This is a genomic window from Arthrobacter sp. KNU-44 (assembly GCF_051843155.1).
In the GTDB taxonomy this organism is placed as follows: Bacteria; Actinomycetota; Actinomycetes; order Actinomycetales; family Micrococcaceae; genus Arthrobacter.
The window spans coordinates 1,041,128-1,064,260 of the sequence record NZ_JBPXNG010000002.1 but is presented as its reverse complement, the minus strand read 5'-3'; the positions used below and the strand labels follow the sequence as shown (position 1 = coordinate 1,064,260).

General features: G+C 63.5%; 22 protein-coding genes. 15 read left to right on the top strand and 7 right to left on the bottom strand.

Features of this window, described 5'->3' with window-relative positions:
* Positions 1-39: 39 nt before the first annotated feature.
* The gene (locus ACSVHC_RS05720; protein WP_437772680.1) at positions 40-1,707 is read right to left on the bottom strand and encodes a sensor histidine kinase; all 1,668 of its coding nucleotides are present in this window, start codon (positions 1,705-1,707) and stop codon (positions 40-42) included.
* Between the two features lie 99 nt (positions 1,708-1,806).
* On the opposite strand from ACSVHC_RS05720, the gene ACSVHC_RS05715 reads away from it, so the two are divergent.
* From ACSVHC_RS05715 to ACSVHC_RS05705, 3 genes are all read left to right on the top strand, one after another.
* On the top strand, positions 1,807-2,550 hold the full coding sequence (locus tag ACSVHC_RS05715) for a response regulator transcription factor (protein WP_437772681.1): 744 nt from the start codon (positions 1,807-1,809) through the stop codon (positions 2,548-2,550).
* Between the two features lie 72 nt (positions 2,551-2,622).
* Positions 2,623-4,020 (top strand): glycosyltransferase family 2 protein, encoded by a 1,398-nt coding sequence (locus ACSVHC_RS05710; protein ID WP_439180655.1) that lies wholly within the window; start codon positions 2,623-2,625, stop codon positions 4,018-4,020.
* Positions 4,017-4,280 carry a hypothetical protein gene (locus tag ACSVHC_RS05705; RefSeq protein WP_437772683.1) on the top strand — a complete coding sequence of 88 codons (264 nt, stop codon included), beginning with the start codon at positions 4,017-4,019 and terminating at the stop codon, positions 4,278-4,280. Before ACSVHC_RS05710 ends, ACSVHC_RS05705 begins: the two co-directional genes overlap by 4 nt.
* Here the strand turns inward: ACSVHC_RS05705 and ACSVHC_RS05700 are convergent.
* The 6 genes from ACSVHC_RS05700 to bioB form a co-directional block, all read right to left on the bottom strand.
* Positions 4,264-5,367, bottom strand: a complete 1,104-nt coding sequence (locus ACSVHC_RS05700; protein ID WP_437772684.1) for a cytochrome P450 — start codon at positions 5,365-5,367, stop codon at positions 4,264-4,266. The genes ACSVHC_RS05705 and ACSVHC_RS05700 overlap by 17 nt on opposite strands.
* Positions 5,364-6,062: a dethiobiotin synthase gene (gene bioD / locus ACSVHC_RS05695; RefSeq protein WP_437772685.1), complete on the bottom strand. Its 699-nt coding sequence runs from the start codon at positions 6,060-6,062 to the stop codon at positions 5,364-5,366. Before bioD ends, ACSVHC_RS05700 begins: the two co-directional genes overlap by 4 nt.
* Positions 6,059-7,249, bottom strand: coding sequence for an 8-amino-7-oxononanoate synthase (locus ACSVHC_RS05690; RefSeq protein WP_437773966.1), 1,191 nt, complete (start codon positions 7,247-7,249; stop codon positions 6,059-6,061). The genes bioD and ACSVHC_RS05690 overlap by 4 nt, the downstream gene beginning before the upstream one ends.
* 8 nt (positions 7,250-7,257) lie before the next feature.
* Positions 7,258-8,568 (bottom strand): adenosylmethionine--8-amino-7-oxononanoate transaminase, encoded by a 1,311-nt coding sequence (locus tag ACSVHC_RS05685; RefSeq protein ID WP_439180654.1) that lies wholly within the window; start codon positions 8,566-8,568, stop codon positions 7,258-7,260.
* The gene (bsaP, locus tag ACSVHC_RS05680; RefSeq protein WP_438825489.1) at positions 8,565-8,672 is read right to left on the bottom strand and encodes a biotin synthase auxiliary protein BsaP; all 108 of its coding nucleotides are present in this window, start codon (positions 8,670-8,672) and stop codon (positions 8,565-8,567) included. Before bsaP ends, ACSVHC_RS05685 begins: the two co-directional genes overlap by 4 nt.
* Before the next feature lie 119 nt (positions 8,673-8,791).
* Positions 8,792-9,820, bottom strand: coding sequence for a biotin synthase BioB (gene bioB, locus ACSVHC_RS05675; protein WP_437772687.1), 1,029 nt, complete (start codon positions 9,818-9,820; stop codon positions 8,792-8,794).
* A 234-nt stretch (positions 9,821-10,054) separates the two neighbouring features.
* Between bioB and ACSVHC_RS05670 the strand changes: the two genes are divergently transcribed.
* The 12 genes from ACSVHC_RS05670 (at position 10,055) to ACSVHC_RS05615 (ending at position 23,126) form a co-directional block, all read left to right on the top strand.
* The gene (locus ACSVHC_RS05670) at positions 10,055-11,806 is read left to right on the top strand and encodes a purine-cytosine permease family protein (protein ID WP_439180653.1); all 1,752 of its coding nucleotides are present in this window, start codon (positions 10,055-10,057) and stop codon (positions 11,804-11,806) included.
* 214 nt (positions 11,807-12,020) lie between these two features.
* Positions 12,021-12,653 carry a DUF6318 family protein gene (locus ACSVHC_RS05665; RefSeq protein ID WP_437772689.1) on the top strand — a complete coding sequence of 211 codons (633 nt, stop codon included), beginning with the start codon at positions 12,021-12,023 and terminating at the stop codon, positions 12,651-12,653.
* 125 nt (positions 12,654-12,778) lie between these two features.
* On the top strand, positions 12,779-13,597 hold the full coding sequence (locus ACSVHC_RS05660; protein WP_437772690.1) for a hypothetical protein: 819 nt from the start codon (positions 12,779-12,781) through the stop codon (positions 13,595-13,597).
* 90 nt (positions 13,598-13,687) lie between these two features.
* Complete coding sequence (locus ACSVHC_RS05655) at positions 13,688-14,758, top strand: alkene reductase (protein ID WP_437772691.1); 1,071 nt, start codon at positions 13,688-13,690, stop codon at positions 14,756-14,758.
* Positions 14,759-14,889: 131 nt separating this feature from the next.
* On the top strand, positions 14,890-15,588 hold the full coding sequence (locus tag ACSVHC_RS05650; RefSeq protein WP_437772692.1) for a GntR family transcriptional regulator: 699 nt from the start codon (positions 14,890-14,892) through the stop codon (positions 15,586-15,588).
* A gap of 315 nt (positions 15,589-15,903) precedes the next feature.
* Entirely contained in the window at positions 15,904-16,941 is a 1,038-nt protein-coding gene (locus tag ACSVHC_RS05645; RefSeq protein WP_437772693.1) for a sugar phosphate isomerase/epimerase family protein, read from the top strand.
* A gap of 4 nt (positions 16,942-16,945) precedes the next feature.
* Entirely contained in the window at positions 16,946-18,685 is a 1,740-nt protein-coding gene (gene dhaL / locus ACSVHC_RS05640; protein WP_437772694.1) for a dihydroxyacetone kinase subunit DhaL, read from the top strand.
* Positions 18,682-19,164: a ribose-5-phosphate isomerase gene (locus ACSVHC_RS05635; RefSeq protein ID WP_437772695.1), complete on the top strand. Its 483-nt coding sequence runs from the start codon at positions 18,682-18,684 to the stop codon at positions 19,162-19,164. Before dhaL ends, ACSVHC_RS05635 begins: the two co-directional genes overlap by 4 nt.
* A gap of 1 nt (position 19,165) precedes the next feature.
* Positions 19,166-20,155: a 3-hydroxyacyl-CoA dehydrogenase family protein gene (locus tag ACSVHC_RS05630; RefSeq protein WP_439180652.1), complete on the top strand. Its 990-nt coding sequence runs from the start codon at positions 19,166-19,168 to the stop codon at positions 20,153-20,155.
* Between the two features lie 25 nt (positions 20,156-20,180).
* Complete coding sequence (locus ACSVHC_RS05625) at positions 20,181-20,948, top strand: SDR family NAD(P)-dependent oxidoreductase (protein WP_437772697.1); 768 nt, start codon at positions 20,181-20,183, stop codon at positions 20,946-20,948.
* 62 nt (positions 20,949-21,010) lie between these two features.
* The gene (locus tag ACSVHC_RS05620; RefSeq protein ID WP_437772698.1) at positions 21,011-22,360 is read left to right on the top strand and encodes an MFS transporter; all 1,350 of its coding nucleotides are present in this window, start codon (positions 21,011-21,013) and stop codon (positions 22,358-22,360) included.
* A complete protein-coding gene (locus tag ACSVHC_RS05615; protein ID WP_437772699.1) occupies positions 22,311-23,126 on the top strand; it encodes a triose-phosphate isomerase family protein in 816 nt (271 codons plus the stop codon). The genes ACSVHC_RS05620 and ACSVHC_RS05615 overlap by 50 nt, the downstream gene beginning before the upstream one ends.
* The last annotated feature ends 7 nt before the right edge of the window (positions 23,127-23,133 follow it).

Genomic DNA, 23,133 nt, shown 5'->3' with positions numbered 1-23,133 from the left:
GCGAGGGTTGGCCGGGGGTGGCTTGTTTGTGAGCGAGGGTCAGGCCGGAACGCGGAATGTGAAGGTTGTTCCTTCGCCGGGGGTACTCTCGAGGCCGATGGTCCCGCCGTGGGCATCGACGATTGCCTTGCAGATGGAAAGGCCCAGACCGACGCCGTGAATGGCCGTATTTCGGACGCTTCCGGCCCTGAAGTACCGAGTGAAGGCATCGGCTTGGTCCTGCGTGTCCATGCCCATTCCGGTGTCTTTGACGTGGCACACCACCGCGTTTTCCTCCTGCAGTAGCGTGACGCGGACGTCGCCGCCGTCGGGGGAGTATTTGATGGCGTTGGAGATGAGGTTGTCCAGCACCTGGGAAATGCGGTTGGCATCAACGTGCGCCTCGAGGCGTTCGGGGGCGTCGACGTGGAGCCGCACCCCGCCGTCGTTCGCTTTCGGCTGGGCCGAGGCGACACTCGACTTGACCAGTTCGGATACGTCCACCGCGTGTGGCTGGACGATCATGTGGCCCGAGCGGACTGCCAAGAGGTCGGAGACGAGGGAGAGGAGCCGGTCCGCGTTTCGTTGCACAATCTCAAGTTGCTGCACCGCCCAGGTCGGGAGGTTTTCTGCCTCCTCCAGCACAAGGTCCACGTACCCTGTGATGGACGTCAGCGGGGTGCGGAACTCATGCGAAACGTTTGAGACGAAGTCGTCCCTCGCAGCGAGAGCGTCCACCAGTGCCGTGACATCGCCGAAAACGACCACTGAACCCAGATAGCTGCCGTCGCAGTCCTTCATGGACCGCGCGCTGGTGGTGAACGCGCGCTTTTCCCTGCCCGTCCCGACCCAGACGAGGTAGTCAGTGAACTCCTGCCTCAACGCGGCGCGGCGCATCGGCGTGCGATCCGCCTCCGTGGGGGTCACGCGGTCGGCGTCGAAAACCAAGAGCTCTGGCTCGCCGTGGCGATCGGTGTCCCCAGAAGCCTCGAGCACTTGGTTCTCCCGCTGCTTGCGGTTCGCCATCATTTCGCGGCCGTCGGCGTCAATAGCCACGACACCAAGGTGGACGGTTTCAAGAACCGTGTTGAGCAGTCGTTCCTTCTCCTGGCTGTCCGCCAAGGCGCGGAGCAGCGCGGCGTCCCTTTCCTCAAGACGCTTCTGCTGGGCGACCATGCTTTGGGTCATCACGCCAATGGAAACGCCGATGCCGAGCATCATGATGGGCAGCAGCAACCCGCGTAGCAGATCCTGCGGCGTGTACGTTCCATGGATGAATTGCGGCGTCCAAATCATGGCGAGCGGCCCCAGGAAGGAAACAACCAGGGCAGAGCGTAGATACAACCCCGAGGCGCAAAGCCACATGACGGGAAAGACGGTCAGGAGGCTGATTCCGATGGGGCTGTCTTGTCCTCCCTCCCGCCCTAGCCCGATGGACACCATGTCGAGGAGCGGGATGGCCAGGAATGTCGGAAAGGGGAGTCTGTCCCACGGGACTGCGTAGCAGAGCACCCACGCTGCAGCTTGGGTAGCCAGGAAGATGACAAACAGGGGATTGCCGAGGGTTGCGGGGAAATAGAGGCCAACCAGGACCGCAGTGAGGCACGCCGTCACCGTCAGCGGCAATTGGCTGAGCGCGACGCGATCCTTGAGCGAGTACTCATGGAAGGCATGTTGAAAGAACATCACCCGGCCGCTTTTGGCATCCCATTCAAACGGACGTTTCATAAGGCCAAAATTCGCAATTGTTCAAGGTCGCGTCGCATGCCAGAAAGGATACCGGCAGCCCGATATACTTCCATTCGTAGCGGGCTGGGAGGGCTGCAAATGACTGAATTACGGGTTGGGCTTGTCATAGAAGACGATCACGACATCCGGGAATTGGTCGGCGTTGTCCTCAGCCAAGCTGGCTTCGAGGTTCACATGGCGACGAGCGGGGCCGCCGGTATCCGGGCAGCGCGTGATTTGCAGCCACACGTCATCACCCTGGACTTGGGCTTGCCTGATATTGATGGCTTCGAGGTGGCACGCCAGGTCCGGAACTTTTCCGATGCATATATCGTCATGTTGACGGCCAAGGCCGACGAGCTAGATACCCTCCTGGGCTTGGAATCCGGCGCTGATGACTATTTGACCAAGCCTTTCCGGCCCCGGGAGCTTCGCGCCAGGGTGGCCGCAATGATGCGTCGCCCGCGCTCAGGAGCCACGCCAATCCATCAAGGGGAGGCTCCGCCTTCCCAACGGACTTTCCGGCACAACGGGCTGGTATTCAGTTATGCGACGCGGACCGTTTCCATCGACGGCCAGGACGTACGGCTGACTCCAACGGAGTTCGATCTCCTGCACTCCTTGCTTGAGGCAGGTTGCACGGTCTTGAGCAAAGCGGACCTTGTGCGCGGCCTCCGGAACGAACCTTACGACGTCGGGATCTACACGAGCGACGCCGAAGAACGGTCGGTCGAAGTGCACATTGGAAACCTTCGCCGCAAGCTCGGCGACGACGCGCAGAACCCGCGTTGGCTGCAAACAGTGCGCGGGGTGGGATATCGGCTGGCTCCGGCAAGAACGTGAATTCTTCACGTGGCGAACGACTGATAGCATTCGCCGGTGGGTCGAGGGATATTTCAGCGTTTGGTTGGCATTGTGATTGCGGTAACCGTCGGCGGTGCGGCGGCCCTCTTGTGGTTTGCCATTGCCTCGACGGGTAATTCGGCAGTCGAGTCGCGGGCTGAGGGTATCGTCCTTGGCGTCTGGAGGATTCTCTACGATTCGGTGGCGCCGCAACCCCGCGTGATTCTGGCGGCAATCGCCTTTGCACTTCTGCTTTCCGCCGGAGTGGCTTTGCTCGAGACTCGCATTGCCAACAGATCACGCCGTTCCGCGAATCCCCGGACACCGCTGGCGCCAAAGATCGTCATGGCCGAAACCCGCGGTGTATACGCCGGCCCGGTTACGGTGACCGTCTTGATTCCTGCACACAATGAGGAAGCTTCGTTGCCGGCCACGATTGCCTCCCTTTTGTCGCAATCGCATCGCCCGGAACGCGTAATTGTGGTCGCCGACAACTGCACGGATGCAACTGCCGCCCTTGCCCGCGAGGCCGGGGTTGAAGTATTCGAATCGGTGAACAACACGAAGAAAAAGGCCGGCGCACTCAACCAGGCTCTGAAGTGGCTTCTCCCTGGCCAAAGGGACAACGACGTCGTCATGGTCATGGATGCAGACACCCGCCTTGACGATGGATTCCTGGAGGTCGCGGTTGCGCGGATGAGCAATGACAGGGCACTAATGGCCGTGGGAGGTCTTTTCTATGGGGAAGAAGGACACGGAATTGTCGGCCAGTTCCAACGCAACGAATATATTCGATATTCACGGGAAATCGGACGACGGCGTGGCCGCGTTTTTGTGCTGACTGGTACGGCCTCGCTTTTCCGTCCCCGCGCATTGCGCACTGTTGCCCAGAGCCGGGGCGAATCGATCCCGGGAATTCAAGGAGACGTTTATGACACGGCATCTTTGACCGAGGACAATGAGCTCACGATCGCCTTGAAGTCCCTCGGAGGCCTCATGATTTCCCCCATGCAATGCACCGTGGTCACCGAGTTGATGCCGAATTTCCGCACCTTGTGGGCACAGCGACTTCGTTGGCAACGCGGCGCCCTGGAAAACCTTGGGGCTTACGGCGCCACGCCCCAGACACTTCGCTACTGGGCGCAGCAGTTCGGCATCGGCTACGGAGTGATTGCCCTCAGCGCCTACCTCCTCCTGATCCTCTTGATGGTTTTGTCCCTGGATAACTGGGTCTGGTTCCCGTTCTGGCTGGGAATCGGCGTCGTCTTCTCGATCGAGCGGGTTGTCACGGTATGGAAGGGCGGCTGGCGGGCACGCCTCTTGGCGGTCACGCTCTTTCCGGAATTGTTCTTCGATATGTTCCTCAACGTGGTTTATGTCAAGGGAATCATCGACATCTCGCTAGGTCGGCAAGCCAAATGGAGACACCTCCACCATTCACCGGCCGGCGAATCTCCTAAGGCAGCATGACCGTGGCTATTTATGCTTCCCATCCCGCAGGAATCCTGCTTCCTGAGCAAATTTTGCATTCCGATTGGTTTGCCGTTTTGGCGACCTTCGTTGCGATTAATACTTTGATGTACGGCGCGTTGGCCATCGCCAAGATCCTGCCGAAAGCGCACCCCGGCGATTGGGTTCGCACCCGGAACCAGCGATCGGAGACTCGCAGCATCCACCCGGATGCTCCGGCCGTGAACGAAGCCACTGACTTCGTTAAAGCCCGACGCTGACCGTCCGCGGCGCTTGGAAGGACAACAGGCGGAGCCACTCAGGATTCGGCTCTGCCAAACGGACGCCTTGCAGGGCCGCCGCGGTTTCCTGCACGACGACGGCGGCCTCCAGTTCCGCGAGCTTCGCACCGAGGCAGCGGTGGATCCCTGAGCCGAAGGCCAGCCCGTAGGCCGTAGGGCCGTGTTCCGATGACTCGTGGTTCCCCGTGAGCTCCAAGAGGATTTCGGCACCGGCCGGGATGTGCTCGCCGTCGAGCACGGTGTCCTCTGCAGCAACCCGACGCCACGTCGGAACCGAAGATTCCGTGGCCAAAATGTGCCGGATGAGATCCCGGGCCGTGGTGCCGGAAGGTGCGTCTTTCCAGGCAAGGCCTGTGGATCCCTCGGCAAGCCGGAATAGTGCCGTGCTGATGAGCTGAGTGGTGGTTTCCTGTCCCGCTATGAGCAGGAAGTAGCCGAGGGAGCAGATCTCGGGAGTGCTGAGACCGTGTTCCGCCAAGGAGTTGAAGAGATTCCGCCGGGGCGAGGCCACCGACTCGAGGACGAATTCCCGCAGCCAGCCGTAGAACTGTGCCGCGCTGTGTGCCAGTTCCAGTTGCCGTTCGGGATCCGGCCAGCCCCAGAAGAGTTCCAGGGAGTCCAGGCTCCACGCTTTCAGCTCCGGAAGGTCGCGGACTGGAAGGCCAAGAAGCTCCAACATCACGATGGCCGGCGGGTAGGCAGCCACGGCCTGCACCAGGTCCACCTGCCCGTGCGCCTTCAACAGCCCGGCCGCCGTCGTCGCGGCATCCCGCGCGATGCCGCGAATACGTGGCTCGAAAGCACTCACCGTTGCGGGGGTGAAGTACCCGGCCACCACTTTGCGGATGCCTGCATGGGAATCGCTGTGGTTGCTGGCCAGCACGGGCGGCAGGGCGAAACGGGCACGCTGCAGGACGCGCAATGACGGTCCGGACAACGGTGTCACAGCGATGAGGGCGTTCGCCGGGCTGAAGTCTTCGGGCCGGTGCAGGACCTCCCGCACCGCAGCGGGCTCCCGCAGCACCATATACGGGCACGTCTGGACGGCGGCAGAAGCGGAGCTCATGACCAGGCCCCGTTCAAGCAGTCCAAACCGCCCAACCAGTGCACACTCGCCGCCCTGAATGTGACCGGCGGGAGGTCCGCGGCGCGCTCCGGGAGCACCCCAAGAAGCGGCCTCAACGCGCCGAGCGTCGCCCGGTTGCCGTGTTCCAGCACGCCCGGGTCGTCCGGCCAGGTTCCTAGAATCACACCATGGATGGCCAGGTCCCTGCGTTCCAGGGCCTCGAGTGTCAGTGCCGTGTGGTTCAGGGTTCCCAACGCGGGGCGGGCTACCACAACAAAAGTCGCGTCACTTCCAAGGTGACTGCCTAGATCTGCCAGTGTGCCGCCGTCGGCGTCCAACTCCACGAGTAGACCGCCGGAACCTTCCACGAGAACGTGGTCATGCGTGCTGGCCAGTTCGCGGATGCGTGCGGCATGTGCCGCAATCGGGGGCAGCGTGATTCCGTCCAGCGCGGCTGCGGGCACTGGGGCGAGGGGTTCTTGAAGCACGACGCCGGCCTCGGCCGTGAGCGGTCCGGCCAAGCGGGTGATTTCGGTGCAGTCGGAGTCGCCCACCACATCGCCGCTCTGGCAAGGCTTGTACACGGACACCGAGCGGCCCTCAGCCTGCAGCGCTGACGCAAGGGCCGCCGTCGTGACCGTCTTGCCGACGCCGGTGTCCGTTCCGGTGACCAGCACTATGTGTGGCAGTTTCATGGCGTTTCCTCCAGGATGCGGCGCAACGTTGCGCACGCGTAGTCGATGTCGTCGGAAGTCAGGGTGGCCCGGGCCGTCAACCGGAGGCGCGAGACACCATCGGGAACCGATGGAGGGCGGAAGCATCCGACGCGGACACCCGCCCGGTGCGCCGCCTGGCTCGCAGCAAGCGCCGCCGCGGCAGAGGGCATGGGGATGGATTGCACGGCACCGGCTGTTTCAAGCGACGCGTCAGCGGGCCCGACGGCGGCGCCGCGCCGCTGTAGGGTTGGCGCGTGTAGCGCGGGCGCCAGTCCCGCTGTGAGGCTGGCCGCGTTCCGATGGACGGCCGCCGCACGCCAAGGTTCAGCGCGGATGATTCCGACGGCGGCCAGTGCTGCAGCGGCCGACGCTGGTGCGAGCCCGGTGTCGAAAATGAAACTGCGGGCCCTGTTGACGAGGTGTTCGCGGAGCAGGGCACTGCCAAGCACGGCACCGCCCTGGCTGCCGAGCGACTTGGAAAGGGTCGCGGTCAGCACCACGTTGGGATGGGCCGCAAGGTCCGTTCCCGCTACCGAGCCAAAGCCCTCGAACGCGCCGCGGCCTGCAACGCCGAGGCTGTGGGCCTCGTCCACGAGGAGCATCGCGTCTTGGTCTTCGGCCAGTGCCAACAGCTGGGGGAGCGGGGCGGCGTCGCCGAAGACGCTGTAGATGGCCTCGACCACGACCAGGGCCCGGGGTTCCGCGCGGGTCCGCAGATGGTGCTCGGTTGCGCCGAGATCGTTGTGCGGGACCGTTTCCACCCTCGATCGGCTCAAGCGAAAACCGTCAATCAGCGAAGCATGGCAATGTTCGTCGGCCACGATGAGGGTCCCGGGGCCGCCGAGCGCGGTGGTGACGCCCAGATTGGCCAGGTATCCGGACGAGAAGACCAACGCGGATTCCATGCCGGTGAGGCTCGCAAGCTCGGATTCGAGCTCCAGGTGCAGCGCAGTGGTACCGGCAACTAGTCGCGAGGACGTGGCACCGGTTCCCCAACGGCCGATCGCTTCCCGCGCAGCCTCCGCCAGCCTTGGGTCCGTCGCGAGGCCAAGATAGTCGTTGCTCGCCAGATCCACCTCGGGATCGCCACCGAGGCGCGTCACCGGCGTGCGGACGAGGCCCCGGCGCTCGCGGACCGCGGCCTGCTGTTCCAACCACGCAGTCATGGAGCTGCTCATGGGCCGTGTACCTCGGCCACGGCCGCCACCATGCTTTCGGCCATTCGCCCGACCTCCTCGGCGGTGCTGACATATGGCGGCATCGCGTAGACAAGATTCCGGAACGGCCGCAGCCAAACGCCGCGCCCGACGGCGGCACTCGTCACTGCGGCGACGTCGACCTCCGTTTTCAACTCGATGACGCCCACCGCACCGATCGTGCGGACCTCCTTGACGGCGTCGAACGCGTTGGCGGCTTCGAGACCGGCAGCGAGCCCCGAGCCGATCCGGGCCACATCGCTGCGCCAGGCGCCGCCGTCGAGAATTCCCAGGCTCGCATTGGCCACGGAACACGCGAGCGGATTGCCCATGAACGTGGGACCGTGCAGCAAGGCACCCGCGCGGCTGCTCGAAACCCGGGCCGCCACCTCGCCCGTGCAGAGCATCGCGGCGAGCGTGAGGTAACCGCCGGTGAGGGCTTTGCCGACGCACATGATGTCCGGTACCACGCCGGCATGTTGCGCGGCGAACAGCTCGCCCGTACGGCCGAAACCGGTGGCGATCTCGTCGTGGATCAGGAGGAGCCCGTGCCGATCGGCGATGTCGCGAAGGATGCTCAGGCATTCGGCGGCGTAGACGAACATGCCGCCGGCGCCTTGAAGCACCGGCTCCACGACGATCGCGGCGACTTCGTTGGCGTGTTCCGCCGCGAGGTCCTCGACGTGCGCCCGCCACTCCGCGATTTCCTCGGGTGGCGCGTCCGCGGCGGGCGGTCTCGCTGCGAACACATTGGCGGCCAACAGTCCGGGGAACGCCGAATGCATGCCGTCCACGGGGTTGCAGACGCCCATCGCCGCGAAGGTGTCGCCGTGGTAGCCGCCGCGGATGCTGAGGAACCTTTGCCTCTTGGGGAACCCCGAAGCGGTCTGGAACTGCACCGACAACTTGAGCGCCACCTCCACGGACACCGATCCCGAATCCGCCAGGAACACCCGCTCCAGCCGTGGCCGATCTGCCGAGGAAGGGGCCATGGCCACGAGCCGTTCGGCCAGTTCGACGGCGGGTTCGTGGGTGAGGCCGCCGAACATCACGTGGCTGAATGTGTCTAGTTGGCGCTTCGCCGCGGCGTCCAGGACGGGGTTCCGGTAGCCGTGGATGACTGCCCACCAGGAGGACATGGCATCGAGCACCTCATGGCGTTGGCCGGTTTCGTCGCGGAGCCGCAGCGTCACGCCGTCGGCGTCTTCGACTTCCCACAACGGCAGCGTTCCCGACGCCGGAGCGTACGGATGCCAGAGGCTCGCCCGGTCCCGCTTGATGACGCTCATGGTGTCAGCCTTCCGTGGCGCGAGCATTCGGCGGTCCAGCCGAGTGGTGTGACCTGGACTTTCATGCGGCGCCGACAAACAGCGCAATAGCGGGGAGGCTCCATCGCGAGGCGCTGTTCACAGCCCTGGTGAGCGTCCGACGTCGGGCGCTCGCCTTGCTGGGCTCCGGCTCCGGCGGCGGGCCCGCCGCAGTGCCCGCAGAAACTTGCCGTCTCAATCGTGCTCACAGCGACTTCTGGAGTTCCTTGATGGGCATGTTCAGCTCCACGAGGAGGTTGAGGTCGGCGTCGGCGGGACGGCCCAGGGTGGTGAGGTAGTTGCCGACGATCACGGCGTTGATGCCGCCCATGAGGCCTTCGCGCGTGCCGAGGTCGCCCAGGGTCAGTTCGCGTCCGCCGGCGTAACGCAGCACGGTCCGCGGCATGGCGAGGCGGAACGCCGCGATCGCGCGGAGGGCGTCCTTGCCGTCCATGATTCCTTGGTTTTCGAGGGGCGTCCCGGGGCGCGGATTGAGGAAGTTCAGCGGGACTTCGTGCGGTTCGAGGGCCGCGAGCTGGCTCGCGAGTTCTGCCCGCTGGGCGGTGGTTTCGCCCATGCCGATCAGGGCGCCGCAGCAAAGTTCCATCCCGGCTGCCTTGACCATGTTGCAGGTGTCGAGGCGTTCCTCGTAGGTATGGGTGGTGACGACTTCGGGGAAGTAGCTGCGCGCGGTTTCGAGGTTGTGGTTGTAGCGGTGAACGCCCCACTCGGCGAGTTGGTCCACTTGGCGCTGGGTAAGCATGCCCAAGGAACACGCAATGTTGATATCCACTTCCGCGTTGATGCGGTCGATCGCGAACTTGATCTGGTTCATGAGCTTGATGTCCGGTCCACGGACGGCTGCCACGATGCAGAACTCCGTGGCCCCGGTGGCGGCGGTTTCCTTGGCGGCCTTCACGAGCTCGGGGATGTCGAGCCAGACGCCCCGGACCGGACTGTCAAACAGGCCCGATTGGCTGCAGAAGTGGCAGTCCTCGGGGCATCCGCCGGTCTTGATCGAGATGATTCCCTCTACTTCCACGTCCTCGCCGCAGTGCTCGAGGCGGACTTCGTGGGCAAGCTGCAGGGCCTCCGGGATGGCTTCGTCCGGAAGCTCCAGGATCTGAAGCAGTTGGGATTCGCTGAGGCCTTCGCCTTTCGCGAGGACCTGCTCGCGCGCTGTTTCCAGAATCGGATATGTGGACGTACGCCTTGGGTTTGGCTGGGTGGTCATGATGCTCCTCGGCCGTTACTTGCGGGGGATGGTGCGTTCCTTCATGACGGTAGTGGGCTTGTGTGGACCTGATTTTGTTGGACGTCCACAAACCCGAAGCTGCAATCTTGGCGGCCGGCTCGCTGGATAAGTTACAGCCCGGAAACACCGTGGAGACTCCGTGGTTTCATCCCGCCGATAGCGTCAAGGCCATGTTCAGAGGGGAAACATGTGCAGACAAAGGAAGTTGCGGGGATGACTGACGACTCGAAGACAACGCAAGTGCTTGAACCCCCGACGACGGGCGGCTCCCCGGTGGGGGCCGCCGTCGTCGAACCTTCCGAGACGATAGCTGCCGGGGGTCGTACGGCGGGCAATGCCGATGCGATGAGCGCAGCGAAGGAGAGCCTGGAGGACTACACCCTCAGGTTCGCGCCACGGTCCTACCGCAAGTGGGGTGCGGGCGTGGTGGCGACGAGTGCGCTCGGTGGAATCGCTTATTTGGCTGATTTCTCGATCGGCGCGAACATCGGTATTTCGTACGGCACCGTGAACGCTATTTTTGGAATCGTGGTGGCGGCTGTGGTCATTTTCGCCACCGGATATCCTTTGGCCTACTATGCGGCCCGGTACAACATTGATCTTGACCTCATCACGAGGGGCTCCGGATTCGGCTATTACGGCTCGGTGGTCACCAACGTCATTTTCGCGACGTTCACGTTCATCTTCTTCGCGCTCGAGGGATCCATCATGGCGCAAGGCTTGGAACTTGGGCTGGGGATTCCGCAATGGCTCGGTTATGCGGCCTCTACGCTTATCGTCATTCCCTTGGTGATTTACGGGATGAAGGCCTTGTCCAAACTGCAGGTGTGGACCACGCCTTTGTGGCTCCTGCTCATGGTGGTGCCGGTGGGGTATTTGGTGATTTCGCACCCGGACAGCATCGGGGACTTCTTCGCTTTCACGGGAAAATCCGGCGCTGAAGGCACCAATCTGGCCTCCGTGATGCTGGCCGCGGGTGTCTGTCTGTCACTCATGGCGCAGATCGCTGAACAAATTGACTACTTGCGCTTCATGCCGCCCAAGACCGCCGAGAACCGCGGTGCCTGGTGGCGTGCCGTGATCCTGGCCGGTCCGGGATGGGTGATTTTCGGCGCGATCAAGCAGATCGTGGGCATGTTCATTGCGATCTATCTGATCGCGAACCTGGATCCTGCCGCATCCGTCCACGCGAACGAGCCTGTTCACCAGTTTCTTGGCGTGTACCAGGAAATGATGCCGGCGTGGCTCGCGATGACCTTGGCCGTAGTGCTCGTGGTCATTTCGCAAATCAAGATCAACGTGACCAACGCGTACTCCGGCTCGCTCGCGTGGACCAACAGCTTCACGCGGATCACTAAGAGCTACCCGGGGCGCATGGTGTTTGTGGTGGTCAACCTGGTGATTGCGCTGGTGCTGATGGAAGCAAATATGTTCGAATTCCTCAATACGATCCTTGGCTTCTACGCGAATTGCGCCATGGCCTGGGTGGTTACCGTCGCGTCCGATATCGCGATCAATAAATACTTGCTCAAGATTTCGCCCAAGGTTCCCGAATTCCGCCGCGGCATGCTTTACGCCGTCAACCCAGTGGGCTTCGTCTCGATGCTGGTTTCGGCTGTTGTCTCGATTGCGGTGTTCTTCGGGGCTTTCGGTTCGGCTGTTCAGCCGTACTCGCCGATCTTCGCCGTCGGGCTGGCGCTTGTGCTGCCGCCCGTGCTGGCCTTGCTGACACGCGGGAAGTACTACTTGCGCCGCTACGAGGACGGCATCGATCTGCCCATGTTCGACGCCGACGGCAACCCGAGCGACGCCAAGCTGTTGTGCCACGTCACGGGACTGGAGTTCGAGCGTCCGGATATGGTCCGTTCCGCCCAGGACGGGCCCGACGGCGAACCGCAGTTCATCTCTTCGCTCGCCTTGTCGACGGATAAGACGGGGGAGTTGGTCCTGCCGGCTCAGAAGTAGGCGGGAGTTCGACAGGTTCCATAGGCCTCGACGACGGATGGGCGGCCTGGCCGCGGTCCCGTCGTCGAGGCCTTTGGTCTGTGTTTGTTGTGTTGGCTGTGTTGGGCCGCGCTGGTGGACGGCAGCCTGTGGATAACTTTCCCGCCAAGATGGGCAATTAGGCTACCCTTTTTGGAAACGTTTAGTCTTGAAAACTATTTGGGGATAGCAAACCATGACTCCACGCACCTCGGTTTCTGCTCGCTTTTTCATGATTGTCAGCCTTGCGACGGCGTTGACGCTGACCGCCTGCGGGAACACTACCCAGCCGCAGTCTGCGTCACCCACAGTTTCTGCCACTTCCACTGCTACTGCCATGCCCTCTCGGACCCCGACGGTTGCCTACAAACCTGCGGACGCCAAGGGCAAAGCGGAGAACGTGCCCGTTCCCGTGTTGCCGGAGGCGGCGAAAGCGAACAGCAAGGAAGGGGTGGAGGCGTTTGCGAGGTACTGGTTCCAGGCGCTTTCATACGCCTATGAGACTGGGGATACTACTGTTAGCAAGCGGGTTACCGGTCCTAGCTGCGTGTTTTGTAATGGCCTCCAAGAATCGATCGGCCAGTCTTGGGCAGAAGGAAAGTGGATCGTCGGCGGACGCATTGAGACGCCAGTGGTGGCCGGAAAACTTGGAACCGGACCAGAATCTCGGCAGGCGACGGTCCAGGTAATCCAGCAGCAAATAGAGATTCGCAAGGCGGATGGAACCCTTTACCAAGAACCCACTGAAGCTTCCAACAGCGGTAGCCAACTAGTGGCCACATTCAGTGTGGATGGTTGGTTGGTCACAGACCTCGGATTGATTCGATAGCAATGCGAACTGTACGTGGCCTATTGATTGGATCATTGGTCTTCTTGTCCTGGGTTGGTTCCGCAGTTCCGGCGAACGCCGAGAGCGAAGATCCACCAATCAACATAGGCTTCAGGAAAAGCGGCGTGAGCCTGGGTGCTGAGAATTGGGTCCGTGACCTCCAAACCGGTGAAATCGTTCCGGCCCCACCTAACCACGTCAGCGACGACCCCAACCAATACAAGGCAGAGCTCCAATGCCAGGTTGACGAGGATGCCTTAGATAAGAAGTGCCTTCCCGGACAGGTGCAATGCCCGCCCCGCGAGCCTGGTGGGAAGTCTGGAACTCCGGTTATCTGGAAGGTCGCACCTAAGGCGATTTCAAATCCCACGTGGGTCGACTGGAAATCGGGTAACAACGGTCCGTCCTGCCTGTACGACCAAAAGCCAGAGGATCTCTTGCAGCGCATTGCGGAGAGAATTGAGAGCGACTTCCGGAACCTTCCGATTAAACCGGCGGATCTGACGGCCCAGCCTAGCCCGCACACACTCAAGGGCGCTGAAACCAACATCTTCGCGGACGCCGTTGAGCAGCAATTCGATGTGACACTCCTCGGCCAGCGAGTCCACGTAGTCGCTACCCCCGTGGAGTACACCTACGCCTACGGGGACGGCAGCAGCCTCGGGCCAACACCTTTTGCTGGCGGGCCGCTCCCGGAGGCGGAATGGGGCCAAAAGACCAGAACAAGCCACGTGTATCAACAGCCCGGTGACTTTCAGGTGTCCGTGACCACAATCTTCCGCGGCACCTACTCCGTGAACGGTGGCCCGAACATGCCGATTCCTGGCATAGGACAGTTCGCGTCGCCGTCACAGAAGGTCAGTGTCTGGAGGTCGATCACGCGCAACTACGCCGACAACTGCATCGTGAATCCGCGGGGCGAAGGCTGCCCGGGCGTCCCCTAAAGAGCGTGTGATCCCCGTCTCAACAGGAATAGTTGCATGCGCGCGGCAGTTGCCGCCAGTGGACCTGTTCCCGTTTGAAAGGCACTGCCCATGTTGTTTTCCACTTTGACCCTCGGCGAGATTGAACTTCCCAACCGCTTGGTCATGGCGCCGCTGACCCGCCTTCGTTCGGGCGTCGAAGGCGTTCCCGGTCCGCTGGTCGCGGAGCACTATCGGCAGCGTGCCTCCCTCGGGCTGATCGTCAGCGAGGGCACCTACCCCACGCCCGCGGGGCAGTCTTACCCGGGACAGCCCGGCCTCGTCACCGAGGAGCAGATCGCGGGCTGGAAGAAAGTGACAGACGCCGTTCATGCCGAGGGCGGCAGGATTTTTGCCCAGGTCATGCACGGTGGCCGCGTCTCTCACGCGGACATCACGGGCGGTCACGAGATCGTGGCACCCAGTGCCGTGGCCATCGACGGCGAAGTCCGCACGCCGAACGGCAAGAAGCCGTACCCGGTGCCCCGCGAACTGAGCACCGATGAACTTCCCTCGGTCATTCAGGAAATCGTCACGGCTTCCAGGAACGCGGTCGAGGCAGGATTCGACGGCGTCGAGCTCCACTCGGCGAATGGCTACCTGCTGCACGAATTCCTGGCACCCAACACCAACGTCCGCACTGACAGCTACGGCGGTTCTCCGGAAAACCGGGCACGCTTCGTGATCGAGACCGTCAACGCGGTGGTTGAGGCCTTGGGCGCCAACCGGGTCGGCATCCGGATTTCCCCGGAGCACTCGGTCCAGGGGATCGCCGAGACCGACCCCGCTGATGTCCGCGCCACTTATGAAGTCCTGGTTGACACCATCGCCTCGCTCAACCTTGCCTACCTCAGCATCCTCCACCATGATCCCAAGGGTGAACTCGTCCAGGATCTGCGCGAGCGCTTCAAGGGCACATTCCTCGTGAACACCGGCTTCGGTGTAATGACCACACGGGATGAAGCCCTGGCGCTCGTGGCCGACGGTCACGCCGACGCCGTGGTGGTCGGCCGCCCGGCCATCGCCAACCCGGACCTTGCGCGCAGGTGGCGTGAAGGCCTCCCGCTCAACGAACCGGATCCGTCCACGTTCTACGGTGAAGGCGCCAAGGGGTACACCGACTACCCGTTCTACGCCAACTAGAACCCCCGAACCCCGACGGCGGCACCTGCGAAAGGTGCCGCCGTCGCGGTTTAACCGAGCGCGAGAGGCTGCGGAGTCTGTCCCGGGCGTCCGAAGCCGCCACAAAGAGGCCATTCCTATAGGATTTGTCTATGAAACTCGCTTCCTCACGGGACCGCGCGCCCGGCCGACCCGTCAGCCGCCAGGTTCTCGCCGACCACGTCTACGAGGAACTTCTCGCGTGGCTCATGGACGGCCGGCTCGAACCGGGAGCCGCGGTCAGCATCGACGGCACGGCGCGGGAACTGGACGTGTCCCCGACCCCTGTGCGCGAAGCGCTGGCGAGGCTGGAGCACACAGGCATGGTTCGCCGAGTTGCCCTCAAGGGTTACAGGGTAGCCCCGGTTTTCACGCGCGAAGATTTTGCCGAGCTCATGGAGGCCCGGCTCGCGATTGAGCCCGTGAATGCCCGTCTGGCGTGCAGCCGGATCACTCCTGACGGGTTGACGGATTTGCGAGCGGCCGTGAAGGACCTGGAGACGGCTCCCCGAGGCCCGTCCTTCATGGAATTCCGGGACTATCTCGAGGCCGATGAGCGCTTCCATAAGCTGATCGCCGAGCAGTCCGGCAACCAATTCATGCTTGCCGCCTACACCGCGCTGGGCGGCCAGGTCCAGCGGTTCCGGCTGTTCGGGGGAGTGGGCATCACCGACGCCGACCAGGCCATCGCGGAGCACCAGGCAGTGCTCGACGCACTGGCGAGCGGTGACCCGGAACAGGCCGCGGCCGCCATGGCCGACCATGTGCACAAGGTCCGGGCCCGGGCCATCGCCGACGCACCTGCTGAGTAAGCCGTCGCCGGACGGCATCGTTGACGCCCGCTGACTGAACCGTCGCCTACGGGCCGAGTCCGACGGCGATCCAAGACGGCGACCCGACGCCACCAAGCCCTCAGGGCCCGTCCAACGGCGGCCCTTTGTGTGCGCGAACTCGATATCTCGTGACCCTCTTCACAAACATATGTAAGACATATAGGATCTTCGATGATGCGGGGTAAGGGTGCGGAAAGCCGGGGCCGACCTGCGGAAGTCCGAATAAATATGTTGACAGTCTTACTCAGATAGTAAATCCTATAGGAAACAGGATTCCACGAAGGAGTGAAAACTATGGCTTACACCGCCGAAACCTGGCCCATCACCGCGGCCCTGCTCCAGTTCCCCGGCACTGACGCCACGGGACAGCACATCAACGACGCCGATGCTTCCGCTTGGGCCGAGGTCCTGCAGGAAGTCAAGGACGCAGGATTTGCCAACGCAGACCTCACGGACAGCTGGGTCCGCCCGGGCGACCTCAGCAAGGAACGCCTTGCCGAGTTCAAACAGACCGCGGAGCACGTTGGCATTGGCATCCCGGTCATCTCGGCCATCCGCCGCAGCATCATCCACACCCGCGACTGGGCCGAGAACCTGGCGTACAGCCACCGGACCATCGACGCCGCAGCCGAACTAGGCTGCGAAGTTGTCTCGTTCGGACTCCATCAGGCCATTACCGCCGAGCAGCAAAAGCAATTGTGGTTCTGGACGGTGGAAGGCTACAAGGATCCGGTGGGGGACAAGGAAGCCTGGGGCAACGCCGTCGCACGCTTGCGGGAACTCGGTGAGCACGCCGCGGAAGCCGGCATTCTGCTTTCCCTGGAAATGTACGAGGACACCTACCTCGGCACCGCCGATTCCTCAGTCCAGCTGGTCCAGGACATCGGGCTGGACAATGTGGGCCTCAACCCGGACCTCGGCAACCTCATCCGCCTCCACCGTCCCATCGAGGACTGGCGCGAGATGGTGGCCAAGACCCTGCCGTACTCCAACTACTGGCACATGAAGAACTACATCCGCGACGAAGACGTGGCCCGCGACAGCTACATCACCATGCCCGCACCGATGGAGAGCGGCCTCATCAACTACCGCGAAGCCTTCAAACTCGCGCTCTCGGTAGGCTTCCAAGGCATCTTGTGCACCGAGCATTACGGCGGCGACGGGCTCAGCGTCACGGCGAGCAACCAGGAATATCTCCGGCGACAGGTTCTTCCGAAGACAGAGAACTATGTCCTCGGCCAGAGCCAGGTCGCCCAGGGCCGGCAGCTGACGTCCGGCTCGGAGCCGGCTACCGCGCAGCACTCCGCATCCTCCCAACTGGCTGGCGTCTAGAACCATGACGAGGATTTTCGACAACCCCGCAGACTTCGCGGACGATGCCCTGGACGGATTCGTCGCCGCCAACCGCGGCTATGTAGCCCGGGTGGACGGCGGAGTGGTCCGTTCCACCGAAGTCTCCACCGGACAGGTCGCCTTAGTGGTGGGCGGCGGCTCGGGACACTACCCTGCTTTCGCCGGGCTGGTCGGGCCAGGCCTGGCAACTGCATCGGCGTGCGGCAATATGTTCGCCTCCCCGGCGGCCGGCCAGGTCTACCGCGTGGCCAAAGCAGCCAACGCCGGAGGCGGCATCCTGCTCAGCTACGGCAACTATGCAGGCGACGTGCTCCATTTCGGCCAGGCCCAGTTGCGCCTCAATGCCGAAGGCATCGAGACCCGCACCGTGACTGTTACCGACGACATCGCCAGCGCACCGCTGGACCAGATCGAAAAGCGCAGGGGGATCGCGGGCGACCTCACGGTCTTCAAGATCGCCGGCGCCGCGGCCGAAGCGGGACTGGACCTCGACGCCGTCGAGCGCTTGGCCATCAAGACGAACTACCGCACACGCTCGCTCGGGGTGGCCTTCGACGGTTGCACCCTTCCGGGAGCCTCGGATCCGCTGTTCCATGTTCCGGCCGGCCAAATGTCCCTCGGCCTGGGCATCCACGGCGAGCCGGGCATTTCCGAGCACAAAATGCCCACCGCGTCCGAGCTCGCCGAACTGCTCGTCTCCAAGCTCCTCAACGACAAACCGGACGACGCCGGAAACCGTGTGGTGGCCATCGTCAACGGCCTCGGCACCGTCAAGTACGACGAACTCTTCCTGCTCTTCGGCAAGATCGAGAAGCTCCTCAGCAAAGCAGGACTCACTGTCGTCGAGCCCGAGTGCGGCGAGCTTGTGACAAGCCTGGACATGTCCGGTCTTTCGCTGACGCTGCTGTGGCTGGACGAGGAGCTCGAACAGTATTGGGCAGCACCCGCGGACACCCCGGCGTTCCGCAAGGGCAACCTCGCGCCCCGCCCGCCCCGCAACCAAGCAAGCGTCACCGCAGTAAACGAGTCCGACGTCGAGCAGCCCACCGCGGCTGCTGCCGAACTCGGCCGGCAGGCCGTAGCCGTGCTCGCCCAGGTTCGGGACGTCGTCGTCGAGCATGAAGAAGAACTCGGCAAGCTCGACGCGATTGCGGGCGACGGCGACCACGGCATCGGCATGCGACGCGGCGTTGAAGCGGCCTTCGCCGCCGCCGAAACGGCAAGCGGAGCCTCGGTCGGCCGGATCCTGGCGGCGGCAGGGGAGGCCTGGAGCGAACGCGCCGGCGGTACCTCGGGCGCATTGTGGGGCTCGGCGATCATTGCGGCCGGACTGGCGCTCGGCAACAAAGCCGGCTACTCCGGCGAGGATGCGGCGGCCGCTGTTGCTGGCTTTGCGAACGCGATCACCGAACTCGGCAAAGCCGAACCTGGCGACAAGACCATGGTGGACGCGCTGCTGCCGTTCCGGGACGCGTTCCTCACAGAGTTCGGCGCCGGAGCCCCGGTTGACCGGGCCCTCGCGGCAGCCGCTGCGGCGGCCGAATCCGCGGCGGCTGAGACGGCGCGTTTGCGTCCGCTCAAGGGCCGGGCCCGTCCGCTCGCAGAGAAGAGCCTGGGCCACCCTGATCCTGGCGCCGTCTCCTTCGGGCTGATCACGGCGCGGATCTCACAACATATCGATTCACAGCTGGCGTCCCCGGCAGGAAACGGAGTTCAAGCATGAGACCACCAGAGGGCTGGCGGATTGTCGTCGGCAATGACGAAGCGGGCGTCGAATACAAGCAGGCGCTCATGGCGTTGCTTGAAGCCGATCCCCGGGTGGCGTCCGTAACCGACGTGGGCGTCGGCGCCAACGACTCCACGGCCTACCCGCACGTTGCCGTGAACGCGGCGCGCAAAGTGGCCGAGGGCGAGGCGGACCGGGCCCTCTTGATCTGCGGAACGGGCCTGGGCGTGGCCATCGCGGCCAACAAAGTCCCCGGAATCCGTGCCGTCACCGCGCACGACAGCTACTCCGTGGAGCGCTCGGTCCTCAGCAACAACGCCCAGGTTCTGACGTTGGGCCAACGGGTGATTGGCCTGGAACTGGCCAAGAAACTGGTGGGCGAATGGCTGGGCCACCACTTTGACGAAACATCCTCTTCCGCCGCCAAGGTGGACGCCATTTGCTCCTACGAGCCCGATTACACCAAGGCAGTGTGACATGACTGAATCAGCAAGCAGCGCCGCAGGCGACGGAAGCGCGGCCCGGAAGATCGCCGTCGTCGGATCCGGTTACATGGGCGGCGGGATCGCGCAGGTCCTGGCCCTCGGCGGAGCGCGCGTGGCGCTGGCGGATGTGTCCGCCGAAATCGCGCAAAAGAACTACGACCGCCTGCTCGTCGAGTCGGACGAATTCGTGGCCGCGGGCCTCTTCCCGGAAGGTTCCACGGCAATCCTGAAGGCCAATCTGTGGGCCGCCAAGGACATCGAAGAGGCCGTGGCGGACGCCGACTTCATCGAAGAAGCCGTGCCGGAGGTCCTCGACATCAAGCACCAGACCCTGGCCCGGATCAGTGCAGCCGCCCGTCCGGACGCGTTGATCGGCTCGAATACCTCCACCATTTCCATTGCAGATCTCGCCGAGGCCGTAGCGGGTCCGGAGCGATTCCTGGGCGTCCACTTCTCCAACCCGTCCCCGTTCATCCCGGGCGTCGAAATCATTCCCCACGCCGGCACCACGCCGGAGACCGTAGCTGCGTCCCGCGAACTGGTCCACGCGGCCGGCAAGCAAACCGCCGTCGTCAAGGACGTCACCGGTTTCGTGCTCAACCGGCTGCAGTACGCGCTTTTCCACGAGGCCGCGCAGCTGGTGGAGCAAGGGATCGCAACAGCCGACGACGTCGACACCCTGGTCCGTACAACGTTCGGCTTCCGCTTGCCGTTCTTCGGCCCGTTCGCCATCGCGGACATGGCCGGACTGGACGTCTATAACTTCTGCTACAAGTCGCTGCAGACCGGATTCCCGGAACGCTTCGCGACCCCGAAGATCCTGAGCGACCTCGTGGAGGCGGGAAAGCTGGGCACCAAGACCGGGGCAGGCTTCCTCAACGTCCCGGCGGAACGGACGCCTGAACTCATCGCTTACCGGAACAAGGCCTACGTGGCCATGCAGAAGCTCCTCGACGAGCTCGGCCCGGCCCCCATCAACTAGTCCCGACATTCACAGGAGAATACCCATGAGCACCTTCCCCGCAGAACGCACAGCAATCGTCACCGGCGCCGTCTCCGAGCGCGGCATCGGCCGGGCTACCGTCAACTACCTCGCGGCACAGGGCTGGAACATCGGCATCATCGACCTCGACGACGCCCTCTGCAAGAGCACCGCCAAGGAAATCGCCACCGAATACGGCGTGCAGGCCTATGGCGTGGGCGCCAATGTGGCCGATGAAGCATCCGTGCGCTCGGCGATCGACACGCTCGAGGCCGAGTTGCCGCAGATCGTAGCCTTGGCCAACGTCGCAGGCGTCAGCTCACCGATTCCGTACCTGGAACTCGAGCCTGCCGAATGGAACCGCGTCCTGAGCATCAACCTCAACGGCGTCCACTTCGCCACCCGCCGCGTGGCCGAATCCATGGTCAAGAACCGGATCGGACGCATCGTGAACATCTCCTCGGTTTCCGCGCAGCGCGGCGGCGGGACGTTCTCCAAAACCCCGTACTCGGTAGCCAAAGCCGGAGTCATCGGGCTGACCCGCGCCACCGCCCGTGAACTGGGGGAGTACGACATCACCGTCAACGCCATTTCTCCCGGCCCCATCGACACCGACATCATGGGCGGCACCCTCAGCGAGGAACGCAAGGACGAACTCACCAAGGACCTCGTGGTGAACCGCGTGGGCTCCACCCGGGACATCGCTGCCGCCATCGCCTTCCTCATCAGCGAAGACTCCGGCTACATCTCGGGCCAGACGCTGAATGTCGACGGCGGCCTGTACATGCACTAATGCCTGAAACCTGACTACTCAACACTGATTTCTCAACACTGATTACTCAACGAGGAGTTTCGATGTCCGCTGTAACAACGTCCACGAAGGAGATGCTGGATTCGCCGGTCCTGAAATCGGCGATCCGCAAGGCTGCCTTCCGGCTCATGCCGATGCTGGTCATCCTCTATGTGGTCTCCTTCCTCGACCGCACCAATGTCGGCTTCGCCGAAGCTGCGCTCGGCGCTGACAAAGGCGTCTCGGCCGGGGCGTTCGCGCTCGGTGCCGGTATTTTCTTCATCGGTTACGCGATCTTTGAAATCCCCAGCAACCTGCTGCTCAAGAAGGTCGGAGCGAAGATCTGGCTCGCCCGCATTGCAATCACGTGGGGCATCGTCTCTGCTTGCTTTGCGTTCGTGCAGGGTGAGACGTCCTTTGTGATCCTGCGGTTCCTGCTCGGCGTCACCGAGGCGGGCCTGTTCCCGGGCGTCATCATGTACCTGGCCGAGTGGTTCCCGAACAAGGTGCGAGTGCAGATGTTCGCGATCTTCTACCTCGCGCAGCCGTTCTCCCAAATGATCGGCAACCCGCTCTCGGGCTGGCTCATCAACATCGGCGACCAGCTTCCCGGCGTCCGGGGCTGGCAGGTCATGTTTTTCACCGAGGGCATCCTGGCCGTACTCGCCGGCATTGCGGCGTTCTTCTTCCTCATCAACGGCCCGGAGAAGGCCAAGTTCCTCAACCTCGACGAGAAGTTCGCGCTCAAGGAGATCATGACGCAGGAAGACACTGTCAAGGATGAAACCGGGCCGCGGGGCGTGTTCGCGGCGATGCGCAACGGTCGCGTTTGGTACTTCACCCTCATCTACTTCTGCCTGCAGATCGCCGTTTACGGCGTCACCTTCTTCCTCCCGCAGCAGGTTTCTTCGCTGACAGGCCAGAAGGTGGGTCTCGCCGTCGGACTGCTGATCGCCGTTCCGTGGTTCTTCGGAATCTTCTCCTGCTACCTGATCGGCCGGGCAGCCAACACGGTTGCCAAGCGCCGCATGTTCGGCACGGTGCTGTTTGTATCGACAGGTCTGTGCATCCTTGGGTCGGCGTGGGCCGGCACCAACCACCAGCCGGTGCTGGGGATGATCTTCATTACCCTCGCGGTATGCAGCTTCCTCGCAGTCGGGCCGGTCGTCTGGGCCTACCCCACCGCATTCCTTGCCGGTTCCGCAGCCGCGGCCGGCATCGGCCTCATCAACTCGCTGGGCAACCTGGGCGGTTTCGTGGCTCCGATCCTTCGGACCGCGGTCAACAGCGCCACGGCAGACCCCACCGGATCCGCCGGGGTCTACGCCCTCGGAATCCTGCCCTTCCTGGCGGCCGCCATGATGTATGGCACCCGGGCATTCAGGAACAAGGCCGACGATCTTCTGGGCAAGTAGCCCGTTGTACATCGGGGTCAGCACCAAGATGTACATGGGCTACCGGCACAGCTTGTCTTGGCTGGAGCGAGTGCGAAATGAAGTGGACGCCCGTCCGGCCCTCGTGGCCGGGCGGGTGGTCCCGTTTGTGATCCCGTCGTTCCCCATGTTGCCGGACGCCGTCCGGATTCTGGACGGCTCTTCGCTGCGCCTGGGCGCGCAGAACTGTGGCTGGGCTGAGGGTCCGTGGACGGGTGAAGTGTCACCGTCGCTGCTGGCGGAGCTCGGTGTGCGGCTCGTGGAGATCGGACACGCGGAACGGCGCCGGCACTTCAGCGAGGACGACGCCGTGGTCGCATTGAAGGTCAGGGCCGCGGTGGATGCAGGGTTGACCCCGCTGCTGTGCGTCGGCGAGGAGGCGGTCGCCGATCCGGGGGTGTCGGCGTCGTTCGTGTTCCGGCAGATCTCGGCCGCTGTACGGGACGACTGGGCGACGGCGGCCTGCCTGGTCATAGCGTACGAACCGGTGTGGGCCATCGGCGCTGCCGAGCCAGCCGGCGCGGCTTACGTGTCCGACGTCGTCGATCACCTCCGGGGCTTGCTTGCCGAACATGGCCTCGCCGGGCTGCCGATCATTTACGGTGGCTCCGCCAAACCGGGGCTCCTGCCTGAACTGCGGGGCGTGTCCGGACTTTTCCTAGGCCGCTTCGCCCACGACGCCGCGAACTTCGGGGCGGTCTTGGACGAAGCGCTGGGGTTACACGAAGCCCTTGGCTTGCCCAACTAACTCGCAG